This window comes from Nitrospirota bacterium (assembly GCA_035873375.1).
In the GTDB taxonomy this organism is placed as follows: Bacteria; Nitrospirota; Thermodesulfovibrionia; order Thermodesulfovibrionales; family JdFR-85; genus BMS3Bbin07.
The window spans coordinates 62,634-83,977 of sequence record JAYWMQ010000061.1 but is presented as its reverse complement, the minus strand read 5'-3'; the positions used below and the strand labels follow the sequence as shown (position 1 = coordinate 83,977).

General features: G+C 49.6%; 24 protein-coding genes. 11 read left to right on the top strand and 13 right to left on the bottom strand.

Translation table 11 applies throughout. The features are described from left to right. Positions 1-164 precede the first annotated feature (164 nt). Together cooS and VST71_13050 are read left to right on the top strand one after the other, a co-directional pair. Positions 165-2,039: an anaerobic carbon-monoxide dehydrogenase catalytic subunit gene (cooS, locus tag VST71_13055; GenBank protein ID MEC4686645.1), complete on the top strand. Its 1,875-nt coding sequence runs from the start codon at positions 165-167 to the stop codon at positions 2,037-2,039. A 26-nt stretch (positions 2,040-2,065) separates the two neighbouring features. Beyond that, a complete protein-coding gene (locus VST71_13050; GenBank protein MEC4686644.1) occupies positions 2,066-2,428 on the top strand; it encodes a peptide chain release factor-like protein in 363 nt (120 codons plus the stop codon). On the opposite strand, the gene VST71_13045 is transcribed toward VST71_13050, so the two are convergent. From VST71_13045 to gspC, 12 genes are all read right to left on the bottom strand, one after another. Then, entirely contained in the window at positions 2,403-3,134 is a 732-nt protein-coding gene (locus VST71_13045; protein ID MEC4686643.1) for a hypothetical protein, read from the bottom strand. The genes VST71_13050 and VST71_13045 overlap by 26 nt on opposite strands. Beyond that, positions 3,131-3,583: a hypothetical protein gene (locus VST71_13040; GenBank protein MEC4686642.1), complete on the bottom strand. Its 453-nt coding sequence runs from the start codon at positions 3,581-3,583 to the stop codon at positions 3,131-3,133. Before VST71_13040 ends, VST71_13045 begins: the two co-directional genes overlap by 4 nt. Beyond that, positions 3,580-4,656 carry a hypothetical protein gene (locus VST71_13035; GenBank protein MEC4686641.1) on the bottom strand — a complete coding sequence of 359 codons (1,077 nt, stop codon included), beginning with the start codon at positions 4,654-4,656 and terminating at the stop codon, positions 3,580-3,582. The genes VST71_13040 and VST71_13035 overlap by 4 nt, the downstream gene beginning before the upstream one ends. After that, positions 4,631-5,527 carry a helix-hairpin-helix domain-containing protein gene (locus VST71_13030; GenBank protein MEC4686640.1) on the bottom strand — a complete coding sequence of 299 codons (897 nt, stop codon included), beginning with the start codon at positions 5,525-5,527 and terminating at the stop codon, positions 4,631-4,633. Before VST71_13030 ends, VST71_13035 begins: the two co-directional genes overlap by 26 nt. Then, positions 5,497-6,027: a prepilin-type N-terminal cleavage/methylation domain-containing protein gene (locus tag VST71_13025; GenBank protein MEC4686639.1), complete on the bottom strand. Its 531-nt coding sequence runs from the start codon at positions 6,025-6,027 to the stop codon at positions 5,497-5,499. The genes VST71_13030 and VST71_13025 overlap by 31 nt, the downstream gene beginning before the upstream one ends. Beyond that, positions 6,005-6,340 (bottom strand): type II secretion system protein, encoded by a 336-nt coding sequence (locus VST71_13020; GenBank protein ID MEC4686638.1) that lies wholly within the window; start codon positions 6,338-6,340, stop codon positions 6,005-6,007. Before VST71_13020 ends, VST71_13025 begins: the two co-directional genes overlap by 23 nt. Further along, positions 6,337-6,759, bottom strand: a complete 423-nt coding sequence (locus VST71_13015; protein MEC4686637.1) for a type II secretion system protein — start codon at positions 6,757-6,759, stop codon at positions 6,337-6,339. The genes VST71_13020 and VST71_13015 overlap by 4 nt, the downstream gene beginning before the upstream one ends. After that, entirely contained in the window at positions 6,756-7,199 is a 444-nt protein-coding gene (gene gspG / locus VST71_13010; protein ID MEC4686636.1) for a type II secretion system major pseudopilin GspG, read from the bottom strand. Before gspG ends, VST71_13015 begins: the two co-directional genes overlap by 4 nt. A 41-nt stretch (positions 7,200-7,240) precedes the next feature. Next, positions 7,241-8,422 (bottom strand): type II secretion system F family protein, encoded by a 1,182-nt coding sequence (locus tag VST71_13005; protein ID MEC4686635.1) that lies wholly within the window; start codon positions 8,420-8,422, stop codon positions 7,241-7,243. 16 nt (positions 8,423-8,438) lie between these two features. Next, the gene (locus tag VST71_13000) at positions 8,439-9,920 is read right to left on the bottom strand and encodes a GspE/PulE family protein (protein ID MEC4686634.1); all 1,482 of its coding nucleotides are present in this window, start codon (positions 9,918-9,920) and stop codon (positions 8,439-8,441) included. Next, the gene (gspD, locus tag VST71_12995) at positions 9,917-11,905 is read right to left on the bottom strand and encodes a type II secretion system secretin GspD (protein ID MEC4686633.1); all 1,989 of its coding nucleotides are present in this window, start codon (positions 11,903-11,905) and stop codon (positions 9,917-9,919) included. Before gspD ends, VST71_13000 begins: the two co-directional genes overlap by 4 nt. 61 nt (positions 11,906-11,966) lie before the next feature. Then, on the bottom strand, positions 11,967-12,875 hold the full coding sequence (gene gspC, locus VST71_12990; GenBank protein ID MEC4686632.1) for a type II secretion system protein GspC: 909 nt from the start codon (positions 12,873-12,875) through the stop codon (positions 11,967-11,969). Between the two features lie 287 nt (positions 12,876-13,162). Here gspC and cobU point away from each other — a divergent pair, with 287 nt between their 5' ends. The 5 genes from cobU to nth all read left to right on the top strand — a co-directional run bounded on the left by cobU (position 13,163) and on the right by nth (position 16,573). Then, entirely contained in the window at positions 13,163-13,720 is a 558-nt protein-coding gene (gene cobU / locus VST71_12985; GenBank protein MEC4686631.1) for a bifunctional adenosylcobinamide kinase/adenosylcobinamide-phosphate guanylyltransferase, read from the top strand. Between the two features lie 24 nt (positions 13,721-13,744). Then, positions 13,745-14,803: a nicotinate-nucleotide--dimethylbenzimidazole phosphoribosyltransferase gene (cobT, locus tag VST71_12980; protein MEC4686630.1), complete on the top strand. Its 1,059-nt coding sequence runs from the start codon at positions 13,745-13,747 to the stop codon at positions 14,801-14,803. Further along, the gene (gene cobS / locus VST71_12975; protein ID MEC4686629.1) at positions 14,730-15,692 is read left to right on the top strand and encodes an adenosylcobinamide-GDP ribazoletransferase; all 963 of its coding nucleotides are present in this window, start codon (positions 14,730-14,732) and stop codon (positions 15,690-15,692) included. Before cobT ends, cobS begins: the two co-directional genes overlap by 74 nt. Next, entirely contained in the window at positions 15,682-15,921 is a 240-nt protein-coding gene (locus VST71_12970; GenBank protein ID MEC4686628.1) for a ferredoxin, read from the top strand. The genes cobS and VST71_12970 overlap by 11 nt, the downstream gene beginning before the upstream one ends. A gap of 85 nt (positions 15,922-16,006) precedes the next feature. After that, a complete protein-coding gene (nth, locus tag VST71_12965) occupies positions 16,007-16,573 on the top strand; it encodes an endonuclease III (protein ID MEC4686627.1) in 567 nt (188 codons plus the stop codon). Positions 16,574-16,607: 34 nt separating this feature from the next. Here the strand turns inward: nth and VST71_12960 are convergent, their stop codons facing one another. After that, entirely contained in the window at positions 16,608-18,794 is a 2,187-nt protein-coding gene (locus tag VST71_12960; GenBank protein ID MEC4686626.1) for an acetate--CoA ligase family protein, read from the bottom strand. A 223-nt stretch (positions 18,795-19,017) separates the two neighbouring features. Here VST71_12960 and VST71_12955 point away from each other — a divergent pair, with 223 nt between their 5' ends. Genes VST71_12955 through arsD form a run of 4 tightly spaced genes read left to right on the top strand, consistent with a single transcriptional unit; the run spans position 19,018 to position 21,306 of the window. Then, complete coding sequence (locus VST71_12955) at positions 19,018-19,398, top strand: metalloregulator ArsR/SmtB family transcription factor (GenBank protein MEC4686625.1); 381 nt, start codon at positions 19,018-19,020, stop codon at positions 19,396-19,398. Between the two features lie 41 nt (positions 19,399-19,439). Beyond that, positions 19,440-19,853 carry an arsenate reductase ArsC gene (locus tag VST71_12950; protein MEC4686624.1) on the top strand — a complete coding sequence of 138 codons (414 nt, stop codon included), beginning with the start codon at positions 19,440-19,442 and terminating at the stop codon, positions 19,851-19,853. A gap of 38 nt (positions 19,854-19,891) precedes the next feature. Further along, positions 19,892-20,965, top strand: coding sequence for an arsenic resistance protein (locus tag VST71_12945; protein ID MEC4686623.1), 1,074 nt, complete (start codon positions 19,892-19,894; stop codon positions 20,963-20,965). After that, on the top strand, positions 20,962-21,306 hold the full coding sequence (arsD, locus tag VST71_12940; GenBank protein ID MEC4686622.1) for an arsenite efflux transporter metallochaperone ArsD: 345 nt from the start codon (positions 20,962-20,964) through the stop codon (positions 21,304-21,306). Before VST71_12945 ends, arsD begins: the two co-directional genes overlap by 4 nt. Positions 21,307-21,344 lie beyond the last annotated feature (38 nt).

Genomic DNA, 21,344 nt, shown 5'->3' with positions numbered 1-21,344 from the left:
TAAAAACAGCAGAAGTATTACACAAATTATCCATTCATTTTTTTATACAAAAGCCCTCGTTTTCATGATATGATGTATTTTAGGGATACAAGCGGGACAGGAGGTTTGGTTATTAACGGGGGTTGGATTTTCTAATCCGTCAGGATGAATCAAGGAGGTGTTTTATGGAAAAGGTAAGTATGCATGAGAGCATCGAGAGTCTTCATGAAAAGGTGCAAAAGGATGGGATGTCAAGTGTTGCGGAGAGATTTGATGCACAGGAAAAGACACGGTGTTCGTACTGTACAAAGGGGATAAGCTGTCAGCTCTGCTCACACGGGCCGTGCAGGATAACAAAATTTGCCGACAGGGGTGTCTGCGGGATTGATGCAAACGGGATGGTCATGAGGAATCTTGTGCACCTGAACCTCTTTGGTACAGCGGCATACGCCTATCACGCCAAGGAGACCATAAAGACGCTCAGGGCTGCGGCTGAGGGCAAGACACCGTTTAAGATAAAGAATGAGCCCAGGCTGAGAGAGTTCGCAGGGACCCTCGGTCTTGACAGTGGCGGCAGTCTCTCTGAGGTTGCCAACAGGGTCTCGGATTTCCTGATTGAGGACTTTCACAGGGACTCTTCAGAGGAATCAAGGCTTGTTGAGATCCTTGCGCCTGAATCCAGGAAAAAGCTCTGGAGGGAACTCGGCATATTCCCGGGCGGGCCGCTTCATGAGGTGCTTGATACAGAGACGCGGTGTATGACCAACATTGACTCCGACTATGTCTCACTTGCAAAGATGGCCCTGCGCATGGGCATATCCATGGCATATTGTGCCCAGTTTGTCCTTGAGGTGTGTCAGGATATCATGTTCGGCACCCCGTCTCCGCATGAGACCAGTGTGGACGTTGGTATTATTGACAAGGATTATGTAAACATCCTCCCCAACGGTCACGAGATGTTTGTGGGAGCTGCAATTATCGAGCTTGCCCACAGGCCCGAGGTGCAGCAGATGGCAAGGGATGCTGGTGCAAAGGGGATCAGGGTTGTGGGCTCTATTGAGACCGGGCAGGAACTGATCCAGAGATATCCCACAGACGATGTTTTTGTCGGCCTGACAGGGAACTGGCTTAACCAGGAGTATGTGCTTGCAACAGGAGCGGTTGATCTCTTTGCAGTTGACATGAACTGTTCTGTGCCTACCCTCGGCATATTTGCGGATAAATACAATGCCACTGTGGCGTCGGTTTCAAAACTCGTCCGCATTCCGGGGGTCAATCTCAACTATGAGTACAAGCCCGAAGATGTGGAAGGCCTGGCAATGGACCTCATAAAGGTTGCCGTAGAGAATTTTAAGAACAGAAAGGGCAAGGAGACGTTCATTCCTGCGAATAAGCAGAAGGCGATTGTCGGCTTTTCAACAGAGGCGATACTGGGTGCCCTCGGCGGAACCCTGGAGCCGCTGCTTGATGTGATAAAGAAAGGTGCCATAAAGGGAGTGACAGCCCTTGTGAGCTGCTCGACCCTGACAAACGGACCCCAGGACTCATTGACAGTGGCAGTGGCAAAGGAGCTGATAAAGAGGGACATCCTTGTGCTGAGTGCAGGCTGCGGCAATGCAGCGCTTCAGGTTGGTGGTCTGCAGACTATTGAGGCTCAGGAGCTTGCCGGTGAAGGGCTCAAGTCAGTATGCAGGACACTGGGCATACCCCCTGTGTTGAGCTTTGGCACATGCACGGATACGGGCAGGATTGCAGTCCTTGTGACCGCTATTGCCGATGCCCTTGGCGTTGATCCCTCACAGCTTCCTGTGGCTGTTACAGCGCCTGAATACATGGAGCAGAAGGCGACCATTGATGCCATTTTTGCAGTGGCCTTTGGCCTCTACACCCATGTATCCCCTGTGCCGCCTGTTACCGGTGCGCCGGACGTGGTAAAACTGCTTACAGAGGATATCGAGGGGATAACAGGTGGAAAGATTGCCGTGGGTGACGACCCGGTAGGGATTGCAGACGGGATTGAGGCCCATATTGTTAAGAAGAGAAAGGCTTTGGGGATATAAAGATGGATTAAGGGATTAAAGGAGTGATGGAAGGGGTTAGAGCGGAGAAGGTGAAGGAGCTCAGGGAGAGGATGGCGGCCCTGGGTATCCGGGAAGAGGAGATAATTGAAAAGTTTGTCCGCTCAGGGGGGCATGGCGGACAGAAGGTGAACAAGACCTCTACATGCGTATATCTGAAGCACATTCCTACAGGCATAGAGGTCAAGTGTCAGGAGAGCCGCTCCCAGCCGCTCAACCGCTTCCTTGCAAGGAGGTATCTGACGGAAAAGATCGAGCGAAAATTGCTCGGAACCGAAAGCCCTGCTGAAAAGGCAAGGCAGAAGATAAGGAAACAGAAGCTCAGGAGAAAGAGGAAGGCAAGGGTCAAGGGGCAGGAGGCAGGACACTGAGGGTATTCATTGAGGCAAGGGCACTCTTTACAGTGCCCTTCAGTTTTTGCGACCCCTGAAGCGCACCCATCTTGTATTTTACCGAGATATCCAGTATCGACATCTCGGGAGTCCTGTAATTGAGCAACACAGTACCCGTTGCAGAGATGTCTACAGGTCCCTTGATAGTCAGATCCTTAATTAACAGCTTTCCGTTGTCTATATCGCCGCTGCCGCTCACCTCTTTCAGGAGGATGTCGCTTCCTGAGGCAGGAATTTTAAGGTCTTTGATGAGCAGTTCTATCCTGCCATCCTTTACCTGGTCCTGTCCGACAAGGAGGTGTCCCTTGAGTGTAAGAGAGCCATCGCCAAGTATTTTATTATGAAAGTTTTTTACATCAAAGACCAGGTCAAGGAGTCCGTTCTTCTTCAGGACCTGAATACGAGCCCCAGGGGTTGTAATGTACCCGATGGCGCCCTTAAAAATGTATCCCAGAGGTGTAACCCGCAAGATGACGTTATCAAGTGTAAGCGTCTCTTTGCCGCTCCCTATCGATACGTCTGAAAAGACTACCTTCAGTGCGGATGCATCCGACATCTCGTACTCCAGGGGTATCCTGCTTCCTGCTGTAAGGGTTTCAAGGGCCCTTGAGTACAGGACATTATAGGGCAGGAAGAGATATATTCCTATCAGAAAGGAGGATAAAAAGAGCAGGACCTTCTTCATTTTATCTTCTCTATCTGCATGTTCAGGTCAGCATATCCCGGGTCGTCGAACCTCTTTGATATTGAGAAGGCCCTGACCTGTATGTTCGAGAATTCACCGGCAACCTTAAGCACCGCTACTATCTCCGTAAGGTTCAACCCCTGATAAAGCACGCTTACGCCTTCAACACTGCCGGGAATTGGTTTTACTGTGGCTATCCTGTCCGAGAGGTTCAGCCTGCTTCCCGAGCTCTGGACAAACGACAGCAGGCCCTCCTTAAGACGTCCCGCTCCCTTGTTTTTACTTGAAAGGAGTTTATACTCTTCAGCCATTGAATAGATCTTTTCATATTGCTTCTGCACAGCATCCTTTTCCTTCAGTATTTGTCCTTCCTTTGCAGAAAAAAACATATAGGTGGCGGCAAAGATTATTATTATGATCAGCACTGATATGCCGGCTCTTTCCTTCATTCCTTAAACCTCGCAGTGATTATAAAATTTACCCCCTCCTGCTGAACCTTTGCGGATTCTATAACAAACTTTACCTTGAGTATCCTGGAGAGGTCTTCAGATGCCTTCTCGAGTGACTGCAGATTCTTTATGGTTCCCTTTATTCTTATCAACTCCTGGTTGACGTCAAGGTCATCTACGGATGCCTCCTCATTAAATGATGTGCTCATGGCAGAGAGTATCTTCAGCGGCTCAATATTGCCGGCCCCCTGTTTCTTTAACTGGCTTATCCTGAAGAGAAGCATGCCATAGGGATCGGGATTGTCCGCTATCTTCATGGATGAATATATGCTGTTAATTGCCTTTTCGTAAACATTCAGATCCTCCTTCAGGGGAATGGTCTTCAGGAAGAGGGCGAGGACAAAGACGAGATATACGGCACCCCAGAATATCAGGTCTTTTTTCATGGCGGCAAGTGTCCACCCCTCCTGTTGTCCGGTCAGCCTCAGGTTAAGCTCCCTGGTCCTGTCATTGGCGATAATCCGGTCAAGCCATTGCAGCAACTGCTTCCTCTCCTGCCCGGCAATGTTAAACTCCTTTAAATCATTGGCAGGGGGATATCCCTCTGTATCACCGGTAATATGGAGAAATCCGCTGTCATTCTTCAGCAGGGTGGTCTGGTCTGTCCTGAGCACAAAATTCCCCTCTTCAGACAGGAGGGCAATCAGGGACGGAGTGGTGATAATGCCTGCGGAATTAAAGAGCGCCGGATACTCTTCAATGAGTCTGCTCAGGTCCTCAAGATACACGAATGCCGTGACAGGTGATGTATTTACAAAGCCGAACCTGTTCTGAATCTCCCCCTCGGGAAAGATACCCGACAGATAAAGCCTTACCATCTCCCTGAGATTACCGCTCTTGACCGGTCTGATATCAGTGGATACCAGATTGACCATCTCGTCCGGTAATACGAGCACATAGCCTTTATGGGAAGGCAGCTCCCCGGTGAGCGGGAAGGTCTTCTCGCTATAGGCGGCACCCTCGCGGGAGCAGACCACCAGGTGGTCTTTATGAAGGAATATTATCTTGTCCACCGACATAGAACTCCTCTGTTTCCTCAAAGTATTTAAGTATTTTAATCTTTCCGGACACTTTTTTAACAATCGCGTTGGCCCTGGTCCTTGTGCCACCCACTTCCGCCTCTGTAAAGATATAGAAGAGGGAGCTGCTGACGGTTATGTAGGGCTGGATGGCGAGATACACGTCATCCGACATGCCCGGGACCTTTCTTATCTGGGAGATATCTTTAAAGGGCTTTGATTCCCTGTACTTGATAATTGCCTCTGTGAGGGGCTCAATCTCTGGCAGAAAGGCGGCCAGCACAGATTCCCCGGCAAAGTTGATATTCAGCTTGCCTGCTGTGTCCTCTACCGTGAAATGGCCGAGCAGGTCTTTTGGGAGACCGGAAAATCCGGGAAGGAGCCTCAGCTCCCCAAGGCTGTATGGCCTCAGGTTGCGCAGGGATTCCAGGTCAAGCTGCTCTGATGCACCGGAGAGCAGTCTTTCCACTGCATCCTCTGTCCTCCTTCTCAGTTTTTCATTTCTGGAAGAGACTTCTATGATGGAGATCCTGCTGTTGAGCGGAACCACTACGATACTGATATACCCCTCGGTAGTGGGAATGGTGGGCAGGGCAGCCCAAAGCTCTTCAGATGAATCATAGGTGTTCGTGTCATCCTCCAGAAGCCTGGTAATTCCCTTTATTACAGAGTCGCAGTAGATATAGCCCTGCTGAATCTTATGCGCTGAGGCCACCTCGTCATACTGGGCCACAACCTTTTCGTTTTTAAGCAGTAAAAGGGATAGGGAGGCGGCTACAACGATGAGAACCACTATCAGGACAGAGCCTTTTGTCTTGAATTCAGGGTTTGTCTTCAGAGGAGTCTCCCCCCCGTGATAGTCCACTTTTTATCGCCGTAGACATATTCCATCCTGACCACATCCTTACCCACAAACTGCTCCTTCCAGCCCTCTTCAGAAGGGGTAAGAAACTTCAGCTCCCCCACTTTCTCAAGGAGTCTTATCCTGAGGTTTACACCCTTTTTCTCTTCAGCCTCTTCCCTGTACAGATACTTTTCCCCGTCCACCTTGTCCACAAAATACGTTACCATTACCGGAAAAGAGGAGTTGGAATAAAGGGAATGAGTTGATTTAAAGCTTATTTCCATGCCGAAAATGGTGTTTTGCATGGAGGGCAGCCCTATCATGGTCCTCATGTCTGTCTGAAAGAGATTGTTCAGTCTGACGTAACTCATTACCCCCCTGAGCCTGTCGTCAAGGGCCCTGTCCGTGGTAAAGACCGTGTTCATGGAAGAGTAAAGCCCCGCAAGAACGAGCGCACTCAATGCAAGTGCAACAAGCACCTCAAGCAGGGTCATCCCCCTATCTGTAGAAATTATATACAATCTCCGCCTCATCTTTTTTCAGTGTAAGGGTGTATTCCTTTATGTATGAAATCCCCAGGGAGCTTTCAGTAACCTTGTACTGTACTCCCTCATATCCTTTCAGCTTGACAAGCCCCGGCGTTGGCTCTATGTCCGGGTCAGTGTACAGGGTGTAAAAGATATCGCCTCCTGCCTCAAGCAGTTCTATTTTTTTCAGGGTATAGCCGGTTGTGTCGATATTTGATTTCAGAAGCGTGAAAATGCCGGACAGGGAGATCGCCAGCACAACCATGGCGATCAGGACCTCAAGCAGAGTAAACCCCCGGTTTCTCATCCCCTTGACTCAACCTCTGCAAGCAGCGGCAGGCTGACAAGCTTGCTGTTGTCGGATAGCGTTAACTCAAAGTAATCGATTATCCCTGCAGGGTAGGCCTTTACTGTAACCTCGAGTGCATCCGCCCGCTTGTCATTGACCAGGGCTTCCATTACTGTCAGGCCCTCAGGAAGCTTGAACTCCTCGTCTTCCAGGCGGAAACTCCCGCTGCCCATGATAAAGGTAATCTCTTCGGCCCTCCCGGATTCTCCGGCCTTTTCCAGGGCCTTTGTAATTACGGAATTGACCTTTTTCTCCAGAGGAGACGTTGGTTCAAGAATCCGCGGTGCCAGCCTGGGCACAAGCACAAAGAGCCCTATCGAGAGGATAAGCATTACGACGAGTATCTCCACAAAGGTAAACCCGTTGCGGTTTCTCACTTTATCTCCCAGCTCCTGATATCTGCATCCACGCCATCTCCGCCTTCCCTGCCGTCAGCCCCGAAACTGATTATCTCGTACTCCCTGTCCCCTTCTCCGGGACTCCTGTATATGTACTTGTTACCCCATGGGTCAAGGGGGGTTGACTCAGAGTCCAGATAGCCACCGTTACGGTAGTGCCTGGGGATGGGTTCAATGTCGGGTTTTTTCACAAGCGCCATAAGCCCCTGCTCCGTGGTTGGATAACTTCCGTTGTCGATCTTGTAGAGTTGCAGGGCGGATTCAATGGCCCTGATGTCGTTCGTTGCCTTTATTATCCTCGCCTCATCCGGCCTGTTAAGTATCTTCGGCATCAGGAATGTGGCCAGGATGCCAAGGATAACCAGAACGACCATGAGCTCTATCAGGGTAAACCCGGATTCTCTTTTTGTGTATCTCATCTCTACCTCCTTTATTTGGTTATATGTCATTCCGACAAGTTTCACTTTACGAGTTGATTCATCTCAAACAACGGCGTCATTATAGAGACCACTATAAAGCCGACCACAAGCCCCAGGATAAGTATAAATACAGGTTCTGCAAGGGACGTAAGCCTTCCCATAATCCTCTCCACATCCTTTCTGTAATAATAGGACATCCTCTCAAGAAAGCCGGCAAGCTCTCCGGTCTTCTCTCCGGTAAGCACTGCTGCCATCAACATCTCATCAAAGACCGGCGAGTCTTTCAGCCCCTCGGAAAGGGGTTTTCCTTTCTCAACCTCAAGTGCGAGTCGCTGCATCTCCTCCTTTATCAGGAGATTATTCACTACGCCCCTGCAACCGTTAAGCGCGGCCACCAGCGGGATCCCTTCCCTGAGCTGAAAGGCGAGGAGTTCGGAAATTCTTGCCATTACCGCCTTGCGAAGCACTTCCACCCCGATGAGCAGGGTGTCAACCCGTTTTCTCAACGGCACAGAGTTTCTGTACATCCTGACCCCGGCAATTACCAGAGCCCCGCACAGTATGCTCAGAATCAGCCCGTAGCTTCTAAGGAAAGAGCCGGTGGCTATCAGCAGGGTGGTTGAAAAAGGCAGGTCTATCTTTACAGACTGAAATATCTTTTCCATCTTCGGAACAACGTATCCAAGGAGAAACCCAACCACTGCGCTGCCTATCAGGCCGACCACAAGGGGGTAGGTGAGGGCACTCTTTATCTTTCCCTCCCGCTCCTTCTTCCTCTCTTCGTACTCTGCAATATTCAGCAGCACGTCTGCCAGCCCGCCGGTCGCCTCTGCTATCCTGACCATATTTACATAGACATCAGGAAAGACCTCGGGATAAGCGGCAAGGGCCTCTGAAAATCTCCTGCCTTCAGATACATGCTTTTTAATGTCACTGAGAATGTGCGACAGGCCTTTCTGCTCCCGGTGCCTCATGGTTATATCGAGTGACTTTATAAGCGGCAGGCCGCTCTTCAGCATTATGCCTACCTGGAAGAATAGCTGGCCCGAGTCCTTCTTCTGAAATACCCATCTTCTTTTTTTCTTGCCCATCTCTTCAATCAGATAGGGCAGAATTGTCTCGTCCCTGAGGCTCTTCATGGCCATGGCCCTGGTAGGGGCCTCTACCACTCCTTTGACTTCCTTTCCCGCGGGATCGTATCCCTTATATTTATATATGGCCATTGGTCTTTCCGGTCATTTACTGCGTTGTGGCAGTTATAACCTCCTCCGGTGTCGTAATGCCCTCCTGGATTAATTCAACACCATTGGCGAACATGGTCTTCATACCCTGCTTAACGGCAAGGGTCTTGATTTCCGTTGAACTGGCCTTTCTCATAATGAGTTTTCTTATATCGTCATCAAGCAGGAGGAATTCGAAAAGGCCGATTCTCCCCTTGTATCCGGTACCAAAACACTTTTCACAACCCCTGCCCCTGAAATATCTGTTTATCTCGAATCCCTTTTTCAGGAAGATATCCCTGATCTCGTCCTCCAGGGTTGCCTCCTCCCTGCACACAGGGCATATCTTTCTCACCAGTCTTTGCCCGATAACGAGCAGGAGGCTGCTTGACAGGAGAAAGGGCTCTATGTTCATCTCCACAAGTCTTGCTACTGCCGTTGGCGCATCACTCGTATGAAGGGTGGTGAGCACCAGATGGCCGGTAAGTGATGCCTGTATGGCTGCCTCGGCTGTCTCCTCATCCCTTATCTCTCCAACCAGGATAACATCCGGGTCCTGCCTTAAAAAGGTCCTGATAGCCCTGGCAAAGGTTACGCCGGTGGCAGGGTTGACCTGGACCTGTGCAATTCCGTCTATCCTGTACTCAACAGGGTCTTCAATTGTTACTATGTTTACCGTCTCGTTCTGAATCTCGAGTATGGAGGCATAGAGTGTGCTGGTCTTGCCACTGCCGGTCGGCCCTGTAACCATTATTATGCCGTTTGGAGACTTGAGAAGCCTTTGGAGAAGTTTTACGTGTGATTCATCAAGGCCGAGCAGCTCAAGCTTGAGGGCTGTCTCTGACCTGCTCAAAAGCCTCAGTACCGCCTTTTCACCCTTGGCAGTCGGAATTGTCGAGACCCTTATATCTATCATCTTGGTGCCGAACTGGATATTTATCCTGCCGTCCTGTGGTCTGCGGGTCTCTGCCACATCCATATCCGCCATGACCTTTATGCGTGCGATCAGTGGTTCGAGGAGCCCTTTATCAATGGTCTTCACTGTCTTCAGCCTGCCGTCCACCCTGAACCTGAGGATGAGATTTGCCTCTCTTCCCTCTATGTGAATATCACTCGCCCCGAGCCTTATAGCGCTCATAATGCTCTGGTTGACGAGCTTGACCACAGGTGCATCATCGTGAACACCGCTCAGGATATCATACTCATCTGAAGAGATGGACTCACCCTCTGCATTCAGGTCCACATCTTCTTCAAAGACAAAGGAAAACTTTTCAGCTATCTCAAGAAGTGTCTTTTGCGGCACAAACCTGAAACTCCCCTGAGACTTGCAGCGGAGTGCCACAAAGGACGCCTTTCTGATACCGTCCTCAGAGCTTACAAGAAAGGTGAGCCTTCCGTTGTCGGCCTGAAGCGGCAGAAAGTCCGACCGGTCCGGAAATCTCATATAAAGATCCAGCACCTCTTTGGGCAGACTGTCAAGGTCAGGTGCCAGATTATTCATTCGTCTTCCACGGCCCCTTCATCTTTCTTTACTTCTTCTTTCTTTACTTTTTCTTTTTCTATCTCTTTTGTGCTCTCTTTCTTAATCTCTTTCTTAATATCTTCCTCACCTGTATTTTTCAACAGAGCCCGTTTTGCCCGTGTGAGATCTTCCATATCCTGCCTGCTCTTTATTATGGTTGTTGTGATGAAGACCATCATGTTTGTCTTTTCCCTTGAAGTGTCCTTGGAGCGGAAAAGCCAGCCCAGCAGGGGAATTCTGGACAGAACCGGCACCCTTGTCTCTGTCATGCTCATGTCGTCCTTTATCAGACCGCTTATCACCACCGTTGTATTATTGTTCAGTTTTATGGTGGTCTTGGTGCTTCTTGTAAGGGTGATCGGGGCTGAGGCAACGCCTACTGCACTTGCTATAACTTTTTTGACTTCCTGCTGTATGTTTAACAGGACCGTATTCTCATCTATAACATGGGGCAGTATCTTCAGTTTGATGCCCACATCCCTGTAATCAAATGTCTGGATCGGGTTGTTGTTTGCATCAAATTTTTCGCTTATCAGGAATGGTCGGTTTTCTCCCACAAATACCTCTGCCTCTTCGTTGTCCAGTGTAAGGAGCTGGGGTTTTGAGAGTATATTGATCCCTGACTCTGTCTTTATTGCATTTACCAGCGCACTGAGCGTGGGGAATTTTACGCCCTCGTAGGTTATGATATTGCCGAGTATCCCCAGACCAAACCCCCCGGGAAGTGCCCCGAGATTCGGGGGATTGCCCTCTAAAACAGGGCTCTGAAGGTCAATAACGTTTTTTGAGTCCAGAAATGTGCCGGTACCTACAAAATTGCTGTTTCCGGCACCTGCAAGCCACTCCACCCCGAACTTGGCTCCATCCTCGAGTGTGGTCTCCAGGATTAATGCCTCAACAAATATCTGGTCCCTCGGAACGTCCAGCTTTGCTATTAACGACTCCAGCTGGGCATAGAGCTCGGGATCCCCTACAACTGAAATGGTATTGGTGGCCTTGTCGGCAGCTACCTTCATTCCCGTGCTGCCGCGCTGTTGCGGTGGTTTTAGCTTGCTCTTTTTAAGCCTTGAGTCGGAGAGTATCTTGTTCAGCACTTTTTCCACATCTTCGGCCATGGCATACTTGAGTTTAAAGACCCTCGGTGTTGTTATCGTGTCCTTCATTACATCTGTGTTGGTGATTATCCGCTTTATAAGGGCCATATCCTTGGGCAGGGCCGCCACAATTAAGGAGTTCGATGTCCTGTCCGCCATGAAGACCGGTTTGACACGCATGTAAGAGGATTTGCCGAGTTCTGCAAAGAACATCTTGATGGTCTTGGCAAATTCACTGGCATAGGTGTTTTTCAGGGGAATAATCTCTACCCGGAGACCCGTTCCCATTGAACTTATGGTATTGACCATCTGGGCCATCCTCCTGACATTGACGCTCTTGTCCTTTACCACCACGGCATTGAGTGTCGGTATGGTCTCAATCCTGCCGTAGTCTGATTTGGTGAGATTGAAGAATTTTGAAAGCAGCTTTGCATCAATATTTTCAATCTGGAAAACACTGACCAATATGTTTTCCTGATCTTTTTCAGCCTCACCGAGCTCCCCTGGCCTGACCTCTCCTTCAAAGGAGTAGGGCAGTTTTGCCACCTTGGCCTTCCTTACAATGTATATGATATCCTCTTCCGTAATAGCTTCAAGGTTGTTAATACTCAATACAGTCTTCAGAATGCTCATGATGTCCGATTCTGTAAACTCCTTTTTTGCCTTTACCGTAACAGTCCCTTTTAAATCCCTCGGGTCATAGATGATGTTGGACTCTGTGTATTCCGAGACAAAATCAACAAAATCCTGTAAAGAAACCTCCTGAAAATTCATTCCGACCTCTGCCCTCAGGGGAGAGGCATGGAAAAGGAGCAGGCAGAAAACAAGGAGGAACAGACTTTTCAATTTAGGGTTCAGAAATTTCATCATTAGGAATCTCCTTTTATATAAATAGCTGTTTCAATTTTCGTATTATCAAGTCTTGTCCGGCTCATTCCTCTATCTCGATAAAGAGGGATTTCTTTTCTCCCTTTCTCATAAGGTCGATATTCACGGCCGTAATCTCCTGAATCCTGGAGAGCAGCTCTATGGCCTTTTGGGGAGAACTGACATCCTCACCGTTTATTCTTTTTAGTATGTCCCCGCGCCTGAGCCCGAGCTTATACAGAAACGAATTTTTTCTGAGCATGCTCAGCTGATATCCGATGAATTCATCCTTCTGATAAAAGGGGGATATGCGCACAGTGGTGAGGATTTTGTTCAGATTCTGGGCCATGGAGAGGGCTTCCTTTCTCTTTATGGTTATCCTGTCTGTCTGAGTGTCTGTCTGTCCCGCTGATGTTTGAGGCCTGACATTGGGAACCTGGGCTCTTGCCATCGCCTGTCTTGTGCCTGTGGGTTTTGTCTTTTTGGTTTCTGGAAATCGCAGGGTGACCTTTTTGCCGTTATTTTCAAACAGGACGGAATCAAAAGAGATCTTTTTAAGCGTATATTCACCAAGGGACTGTCCGGCAGCAAGGACTTTTAATTCCTTGTCTTTTTTAAGCAGGGCCATCCTTGTCTTTCCCAGCACTGTGCCTATAAGCTGGTATTTTCTGATGCTCTCTCCGGCACTGGACACCACTTTTCCGTCTGTTTCTCCGGCTGTATTCCCCCCGGGTTCTTCATATTTCAGCCCAAAAATGTTCTTCTTCAGTATCTGGCTGGTTGATATGCTGCGGGTGAATTCAGAGCCCTGATTTGTCCTGCCCTGTTTTACGGTCCTGATGGTGCTTTTGTGGTAGAACACATTTATAATAGAGGCTGAGAGATAGGCCAATAAAAGACCGCTCACAATTGGATACAAAATTGTTCTGAAATTACTTCCCCTTAAAGAAAACATTGCCTGTAACTGTTTCATTAAATTATACCTGAACTAAAAGGTTTTTGTCCCTTTCACTTATGGAATATAACATTTAATTATATCATAATACGTTACACTGCCGTTTCAGCACCTGCTGGGTCCTGAAATCCCAGTTAATGGGAGATGAATAAAGCAGAATAAACCACGGAGACACAGGGACACAGAGAAGACATATACTCAGTATAAAAACCCAGCCTTAAGCCTCTCATGTCCGGGGATGATTGACTATTGACAACCCTGTTTGCTATCTTTTATTTCATACCAAACAAGGCGGGAAAAACAGGATGATCGAAATTTTGTTTCCAAAAATCGTATTCATCACCGGGGGGGCAAGGAGCGGAAAGAGCTCCTTTGCCCTGAACGAGGCATCAAGGGTCTCAGGGCAAAAAGCATATATTGCCACAGCAGAGTCGCTTGACAGGGAGATGGACGAGCGGATAAGAAAACACAGGGAAGAGCGGGGAGACGAGTGGGAGACCCTGGAAGAGCCTGTGGCAATGCCCGACCTCATTCAGAGGGTTTCCCGTCGTTACAACGTGCTCCTTGTTGACTGCCTTACCCTCTGGCTCTCCAATATCATCGGCAGCAGGCCGGGTAATGCCCAGCCCCTGGTTGAAGAGGAGATAAGCAGGTTCGTCCGCGTGCTGACTGACTTTAAGGACTCAACTGCCCGCTCGTCACTGTATGTAGTCTCCAACGAGGTGGGCATGGGGATAGTGCCGGACAACCGGCTGGCCAGGTTCTTCAGGGATATGGCAGGGCGGTTGAATCAGGAGGTGGCAGGGGTGGCAGATGAGGTCTATCTGGTAGTGAGCGGGATACCGCTTAAGGTGAAGGGATAGTTTTTTAATGGAGGTTAAAGTTCCATGAAGATTGAGGAGAGACTGTTACATATTAAACCCGTGAGAAAGGAACTGTATTCCGCAGCCCAAAGACGCCTTGACAACCTTACCAAGCCGCCCGGCAGTCTCGGAAGGCTTGAAGAATTCGCCGGAAGGCTTGTGGCCATCTATGAGACGGAGATGCCGGAGATACCGAAGAAGGTCGTCTTTACATTTGCAGGTGACCATGGTGTGGCTGAGGAGGGTGTCTCCGCCTATCCCTCAGAGGTAACCAGACAGATGGTCTTCAACTTTCTGAGTGGCGGGGCGGGAATCAATGTGCTTGCAAGACATGCGGGCGCAGAGGTCGTGGTTGTCGATATTGGTGTGGATTTTGATTTTCAGGATTCTGAAGGGCTTGTGAAGAAGAAGGTCGTGCATGGGACAAAAAACATGACAAAAGGCCCTGCAATGACAAGGGATGAGGCGCTGAGGTGCATGGAGGCCGGGGTTGAGCTTGCCGAAGAATATGCTGAAAAGGGGTTTAAACTCTTTGCCACAGGTGAGATGGGCATTGCCAACACAACCCCCTCATCGGCCATAGCTGCCGTTATAACCGGAATGCCGGTTTCAGAGGTAACAGGCAGGGGAACGGGTATCGGAGATGAGGCCCTTAAGAAAAAGAGAGATGTTATAGAGAAGGCCATCAGTCTCAACAGGCCGGACCCTAAAGACCCGGTTGATGTGCTCTCAAAGGTGGGGGGTGCCGAGATAGGGGGGATTGCCGGGCTCTGTATCGGTGCTGCAGCACGCGGTATCCCGGTTGTGGTTGATGGCTTTATATCCACGGCAGGCGCACTTATTGCCTGGTCTCTCAACCCTGTTGTGGCAGACTACCTCTTTGCAGCCCATAACTCACAGGAGATTGGGCACAGGGCCATGCTTGAGCATATGGGATGCCGCCCCATCCTCGACCTTGACCTCCGCCTTGGTGAGGGGACAGGTGCAGCACTTGCCATGACCCTGATGGATGCAGGACTCAAGATATACAGGGAGATGGCAACGTTTCAGGAGGCAGGAGTTACAGGGGAGACGACCGGCTGAACATACGGTCTCCCTATCTGTCATTCCGGCACTCCTTAAGCCGGAATCCAGTCTTGACAGTGAGTGCAGTTTATACACAGACTCTGTATGGAGAGGTTTTGATGGTACAGTCACCTTGAAAGGTTTTTTACTTGCATTACAGTTTTTGACCATACTGCCTGTCAGGCTCAGGGGCAGGATATCCGGGAGGGATGTTGGCAGAAGCACCGCGTTCTTTCCCCTTGCAGGGCTGATAAAGGGGGGCCTGCTGGTCCTGGCCTATACGGCGTTTGACCCTTTCCTGCCTTCGGCGATTACCGCAGCCCTGCTGCTCATCGTCTCAATCCTGATCAACGGTGGTTTCCACCTCGACGGCCTTGCAGATACATTTGACGCCATTGCCTCCGGAAAACCGAGGCAGGGGAAACTCGATATAATGAAGGACAGCACAACAGGGCCGATCGGGGTTACGGCGATAGTGCTTGTTCTGCTCTTAAAATACCTCCTGATTCTGGAGTTATTCTCAATCACTCCCATACCATATCTACTGCTCTTTCCTGTAATCGGTGCCTGGTCCATGGTGGCGGCCATATTTCATGGCACGAGTGCGAGAAAGGACGGCCTCGGGTATCTCCTTATCAACGAGACAGGCTGGACTCAATTCGTTGTCTCCGTGATTATTGTAATGGTGATTTTTGTGTCTGGAAGGTATCTCTCCTTAAGCTACATTGCATTTCCTTCAATCCCCATTTCGGCATTACTCGTAGTTGCGGCATATCTCTTTACACTGCCGTTAATGAAATTTTTTGCCAGGCATTTCAGCGGTCTTACAGGAGATAATCTCGGTGCAATATGTGAGCTGAACGAGGTCTTTTTTCTCCTGATAATAGCCGGGGTATATGGAGGATAACGGTCGGAAATGTTATAATTTCGCCATGAATGTTACGGTAGACCAGGATACATGTATTGGCTGCGGGGCGTGTGCAGAGATATGCCCTGCCGTATTTTTTCTTGATGAAGCAGTGGGTAAGTCAAGAGTGATTGACCCGGATGCCTGTGAGTACGCGGGCTGTTGCGAGGCTGCTGAGGAGAATTGTCCTGTTGAGGCTATAAGTGTAGAGGGGGACTCAGGGTTTTAGGGACAGCGATATTCATAAGGTCATCCGTCTCCTCGGAAAACAGGTAAAGACCCTCAAAGTTCCCTGGCTTGAGGAGATGGCCCGCATGGAAAAGGACCCCTTTAAAATACTCATCTCCTGCATACTCAGTCTGAGAACCCAGGACAGGACTACAGGCGAGGCATCAAGGAGACTGTTTGCCCTTGCCTCCACACCTGAGGCCATGGCTGCACTGAGTGAGGATGATATCCGGAAGGCCATCTATCCTGTTGGTTTCTATAAGGTCAAGGCAGGACGGATAAAGGCGCTGAGTGAGATTATAGCCCGCAAATACAACGGCAGGGTGCCTGACAACATTGACGAACTTCTTAAGTTAAAGGGTGTTGGCAGAAAGACCGCCAACCTTGTTGTCACCCTTGCCTACAACCGGCCGGGTATATGTGTTGACACCCACGTGCACAGGATTACCAACCGCTGGGGTTATGTCAGGACAAAAACCCCGGAGGAGACCGAATTCGTGCTCAGGGGAAAACTCCCCGGGCAATACTGGAAGGAGATAAACGGCCTGCTTGTGGCCTTTGGTCAGGGCATATGCAAACCCGTCTCCCCGCTCTGCAGTACCTGCTACATTCATGATTTCTGTGACAGGGTTGGAGTTTCCCGCAGCAGGTAAGGTTTATGTGAAAGTGTCAGGTGCTGACGGGTTGTCAGGCACAGGTACGGTCTGGATCGAGAAGGATACGGCAGTCTGCGATGGAACATCCCGAGCCCTGTTCGTGAACAATGAGGGGGTTGATATCCAGCTCAGCGATTTCCGGATTTTCAGTGGCCAGGGCTGAAAGCCGCATAAGGCATTTTTCCAGCTCCTCGATATCTCGCAATGGTGCTCCCCGAGCCCCTGTCAGCATTGGATAGGCCTTGATGGAGCGCACCATGAATTTTGCCCCGTTGTGCCTGATTGGCGCGAGCCTGAAACTGACATCCTTAAAAATTTCCACATATATGCCGCCCAGCCCGAACATGAGGAGTGGGCCAAAGACTTTATACCGGTTAATGCCGAGAATCACCTCAATCCCTTCGGCAGCCATTTTTTGGGCATAAACGCCCTGTATCTGTGCCTCGGGCACGTTCTTGCGGATCGCAGAGATTATGGACTCAAAGGCTGAAACCGCTTCCTCCGGAGTCCTGACCCCCACCCTGACTCCGCCCACGTCAGACTTGTGAATAACCTGTGGCGAAACAATCTTGAAGGCACAGGCACCGAGTGTCCTTACGGCCTCAGCCGCTTCCTCGGCAGTTGTGACAAGCCGGGCCGGTAATACAGGAAACCCATATGCTGCAAGGATTTCATTCCCTTCCACTTCACCCAGGTATTTTACGCCGGAGGCCAAAGACTCCTCGATCACCTTCCTGGCCCTGGGCCTGTCGAATGAAAGCTCAAACTCCCTGGCATGGGGACGGTGAATCCACTGGGCGTGCTGGTACAGCGCACCCATGACCCGGGCCGCAGTCTCCGGGAAGGGATAATGAGGAATCCCGTTTTTCTCAAGGATTGCAACACCCTTTGAGACATCCATCAGGCCCATAAAAGAGGCGACTACCGGTTTTCCGCTCTTTCGGGCCAGGTCCGGAATAATGGATGCGGTCTTCTCGATCTCTGTCATGGACTGCGGGGTGAGAATAAAGATGACACCATCCACATTCTCATCATTTAATACGGCTTCAAGCGCTGCACGGTACCGCTCTGAACCGGCGTCTCCGATAACATCCACAGGATTGTGAATGTTTGCCGTGCTGGGCAGATGGTTTTTAAGTGTCTCTGTGGTTTTGTCGCTGAATTTTGCAAGTCTCAGGCCCGAATGAATGGTGACGTCAGTGGCGATAATGCCGGGGCCGCCGGCATTTGTAATGATGGCGATGCGGTTGGATTTGGGCAGGGGCTGACAGCCGAAGGCAAGGGCGCAATCAAAGAGCTCCTCGATTGTCTGCACCCGGAAGACCCCGGACTGCTGGAAGAGGGCATTGTAAACAGCTTCAGTGCCTGCAAGTGAGCCGGTATGGGAACTGACCGCTGCCGCCCCCTCAGCCGTTCTGCCTGATTTAATGGCCAGAATCGGTGTGGGATTATCGCCTCCGGTAATCTCCCGCACTGTTTTTATAAACTCAAAGCCGTGGCGCAGTTCTTCTATATATAACATGATGACCTTTGTCAGGGGGTCTGCATGGAGGTAGCGGATCAGGGCCAGCTCGTCCACATCAGCCTTGTTGCCCACTGAGATAAACTTTGAAAAACCCATGTTTCTCTTTGCCGCAAAGTCCAGAACCGCTGTGCACAGGGCTCCTGACTGACTGATAAAGGCAATGTTTCCGGGATGGGCCTTTTGCCTGGCAAAACTGGCATTAAGACTCACAGGACCGTCTGTGTTGATTACCCCAAGGCAGTTGGGTCCCACAAGTCTGATATTGTTCTCCCGGCAGATGGAGAGGAGTTCTTCCTCTATTTTTGCCCCTGCCGGACCGGTCTCCCTGAACCCGGCTGAAATCACGACAAGGCCTTTTACGCCTTTTTTTGCCGCCTCCCTGGCCACTGCAGGGGTGGATGCAGCCGGAACAATAATCACTGCCAGGTCTACCGGGTCTGGTATGTCCGAGATTGATGGATAGGCCCTCACACCGCAAACCGATTTCGCCCTCAGGTTTACGGGATAGAGAATACCGGAAAAGTTTCCAAAGAGAAGATTTTTAAAAACAGCAAGGCCCACACTTTCAGGACGATTTGATGCACCGATTACCGCCACTTTTGTAGGACAAAAGATGACGTCCAGCCCTTCGGGAAAGGCGGATTCCCTGTGTTTGCAGGGGCTAAAGTCAGGAGATACTTGAGAGTCTGTCATTGTCGTTCCCTATCATTAGTTAATGCCGCATGTTGTTAAAAGTGATACTTTTCTGTCCCCGAACGACTTGATCTGCAACTTTTTTTTGCCGATTGGTTTGATGTTAGCATAAGGGGTGAAAAAATTCAATAACACTGCGTGACAGAGGGCTGCTTGACACAAGGGTTCTTGTTGTTTTATTCTTATATCACGATATAGTGATATAGTGATGAAAGGGGATAAGTTGAGAGATTTTATTTTACAGGCAAAGGCCGTAGCTGATGAGACGCGGGTGAGGATATTGAAACTCCTTGACGGCCGGGAGCTGTGTGTCTGCCAGTTGATGGACATATTGGGTATGGGACAGTCAACGGTCTCAAAACATCTCGGGATACTGAAGACAGCCGGGCTCGTAGAATGCAGAAGATCCGGAACCTGGACCTTCTATCGCCTGCCGGATAAATTGATAAACACCTATAATCTCGACTTCATAAAACTCCTCTCTTCATGCCTCGGGGATGATGCCCTGATACTGGAGGACAAAAAGAGGTTAAAAGAGGCGGTCAAACAGGATATAAAGGTCTTGTGCAGGCCTGGCAAAAAGGGGAGCAACAGCAAAAGATAACTCGTTACATGTGTTGAGAATTAACATTCACGGAGGTAAAAATGGTTAAGGTAATGTTTTTATGTACGGGAAATTCCTGCCGCTCGCAGATGGCAGAGGGGCTTGCGCGGAAACTCGGGCATGGGCGGGTAGCGGTATACAGCGCAGGACTTATACCGGCGGGGGTAAATCCCTATGCCAAAAGGGTAATGAAGGAGATAGGGATTGATATTTCCGGTCAAGAATCAAAAGCCATTGATGAAGGACTGCTCAGGAAGATGGATGTAATAATTACCCTGTGCGGCAATGCAGCGCTGTCATGTCCGGTGACACCTCTGGAGATCAAGCGCCTTCACTGGCCCATAGAGGATCCTGTGGGAACCATAGGAACCGATGAAGAGATATTGGAAGCGTTCAGAAAGGCAAGGGATGAGATAAGGGAACGGATCGAGGGATTTCTTGCCGAAACAAGATAGTATTACCGCATTTAATAATTTGAAAGAGGAGGTACGGGATGCTCAGAAGGGCACTTGAAATGCTGCACAACTTCAGGCTTCTGCCGGTCTTTGTTATCATCAGTATGGTCATCGGCATTGCAATCAGCAAGTGGTATGGCATTTCGGACTTCCAGCTGACGCCACCAATTGATGCCATCAAGGCAATCTTTCACGGCTCGTATGAATTCAGCCTTCCAAACACCATTGCCCTCGGCATTGTGGCCGGCCTCTTTATGATGATCTACCCTGCGATGGCAAATATCAGGTTTGAGGATTTAGGCAAGGCGGTTCGCTCGCCAAAACAGCTCCTGATAGTCATGTTTTTCAACTATGCCATAGCGCCATTCTTCATGCTCCTGCTCGCAAAGGTCTTTTTGAGCGGAGAACCTGACCTGTACACAGGGCTCGTTCTTTACGGAATAGCCCCCTGTATTGCAATGGTGATAGTCTTTACATATCTTGCCGCAGGAAACGGCCCCCTTGCCATAATCCTTGTGGCCGTTAACTCTATAATACAGATGATCCTTATACCGGTTTATGCAAAGCTCCTTTTGGGAGAGATAGTTTTTGATGTATGGGTGGTTGGGGAGAGTGTGGTACTTTATCTCGGCATACCGCTTGCAGCCGGAATACTTACCAGATTTCTCGGGGTCAGGAAGTTTGGCGAGGAGTGGTTTCATAAACTGAAATTTTACCTTGATACCCTATCCATTGCAGGTTTGTTGTTTACACTCGTTGTGATGTTTGCCCTGAAGGGTGATTTGATACTTGAAAGACCTTTCCTGATAGTTCAGATGGCTATACCGATGACTATCTTCTTCTGGGTAATGTTTGTAATTGTCTATCTCACGGGCTGGAAAATGGGGCTTGATTATAAGGATGCCGTTGCCGTGGGCTTTAACTCTACAGGAAGGGATTTTGAGATAGCAATAGCAATAGCAATAACGGCATTCAGCCCTGCAGTGGCGCTTGCCACAGTAATCGGCCCATTGATTGAAGTGCCGGTAATGCTTGTGCTTGTCTGGTTTGCAAAGAAGACGGAGTATAGGCTTTTTGGCTCTTCAGGCAAACGAAAGGAGGAATTGATATGAAGATCGAAATCTATGATCCACCGATGTGCTGCTCTTCGGGGCTGTGCGGACCGGCACTTGATCCGGTACTGGTCAAGATGAATGACGCTGTGCTGGCATTGAAAAAACAGGGCGTTGAAGTGGAAAGATTCAACCTTGCCCAGCAGCCGAAGGCGTTTATGGAAAACCCGGATGTAAAACCGCTGATTAGCAAAGACGGCAAAAATATACTGCCGGTTACCATTGTAAACGGTACTGTCTTTAAGACAGGCGGGTATCCAGCATACGAGGAGTTGTGCAGGGCTCTCGGGATTGAGCCGGTAAGGCAGGGAAAACCGATACCCTTAAAGATGATGCAGTAAAAATGTGTGGCTATGGGGTTTCTTCATCACGAACTGTC

Excerpts from the sequence above, each read along its gene's own strand:
- cooS (MEC4686645.1), top strand. The coding sequence starts at position 165 with ATGGAAAAGGTAAGTATGCATGAGAGCATCGAGAGTCTTCATGAAAAG.
- VST71_13050 (MEC4686644.1), top strand. The coding sequence starts at position 2,066 with ATGGAAGGGGTTAGAGCGGAGAAGGTGAAGGAGCTCAGGGAGAGGATG.
- VST71_13045 (MEC4686643.1), bottom strand. The coding sequence starts at position 3,134 with ATGAAGAAGGTCCTGCTCTTTTTATCCTCCTTTCTGATAGGAATATAT.
- VST71_13040 (MEC4686642.1), bottom strand. The coding sequence starts at position 3,583 with ATGAAGGAAAGAGCCGGCATATCAGTGCTGATCATAATAATAATCTTT.
- VST71_13020 (MEC4686638.1), bottom strand. The coding sequence starts at position 6,340 with ATGAGAAACCGGGGGTTTACTCTGCTTGAGGTCCTGATCGCCATGGTT.
- gspG (MEC4686636.1), bottom strand. The coding sequence starts at position 7,199 with ATGAGATACACAAAAAGAGAATCCGGGTTTACCCTGATAGAGCTCATG.
- VST71_13005 (MEC4686635.1), bottom strand. The coding sequence starts at position 8,422 with ATGGCCATATATAAATATAAGGGATACGATCCCGCGGGAAAGGAAGTC.
- VST71_13000 (MEC4686634.1), bottom strand. The coding sequence starts at position 9,920 with ATGAATAATCTGGCACCTGACCTTGACAGTCTGCCCAAAGAGGTGCTG.
- gspD (MEC4686633.1), bottom strand. The coding sequence starts at position 11,905 with ATGATGAAATTTCTGAACCCTAAATTGAAAAGTCTGTTCCTCCTTGTT.
- gspC (MEC4686632.1), bottom strand. The coding sequence starts at position 12,875 with ATGAAACAGTTACAGGCAATGTTTTCTTTAAGGGGAAGTAATTTCAGA.
- cobU (MEC4686631.1), top strand. The coding sequence starts at position 13,163 with ATGATCGAAATTTTGTTTCCAAAAATCGTATTCATCACCGGGGGGGCA.
- cobT (MEC4686630.1), top strand. The coding sequence starts at position 13,745 with ATGAAGATTGAGGAGAGACTGTTACATATTAAACCCGTGAGAAAGGAA.
- cobS (MEC4686629.1), top strand. The coding sequence starts at position 14,730 with ATGCAGGACTCAAGATATACAGGGAGATGGCAACGTTTCAGGAGGCAG.
- VST71_12970 (MEC4686628.1), top strand. The coding sequence starts at position 15,682 with ATGGAGGATAACGGTCGGAAATGTTATAATTTCGCCATGAATGTTACG.
- nth (MEC4686627.1), top strand. The coding sequence starts at position 16,007 with ATGGAAAAGGACCCCTTTAAAATACTCATCTCCTGCATACTCAGTCTG.
- VST71_12960 (MEC4686626.1), bottom strand. The coding sequence starts at position 18,794 with ATGACAGACTCTCAAGTATCTCCTGACTTTAGCCCCTGCAAACACAGG.
- VST71_12950 (MEC4686624.1), top strand. The coding sequence starts at position 19,440 with ATGGTTAAGGTAATGTTTTTATGTACGGGAAATTCCTGCCGCTCGCAG.
- VST71_12945 (MEC4686623.1), top strand. The coding sequence starts at position 19,892 with ATGCTCAGAAGGGCACTTGAAATGCTGCACAACTTCAGGCTTCTGCCG.
- arsD (MEC4686622.1), top strand. The coding sequence starts at position 20,962 with ATGAAGATCGAAATCTATGATCCACCGATGTGCTGCTCTTCGGGGCTG.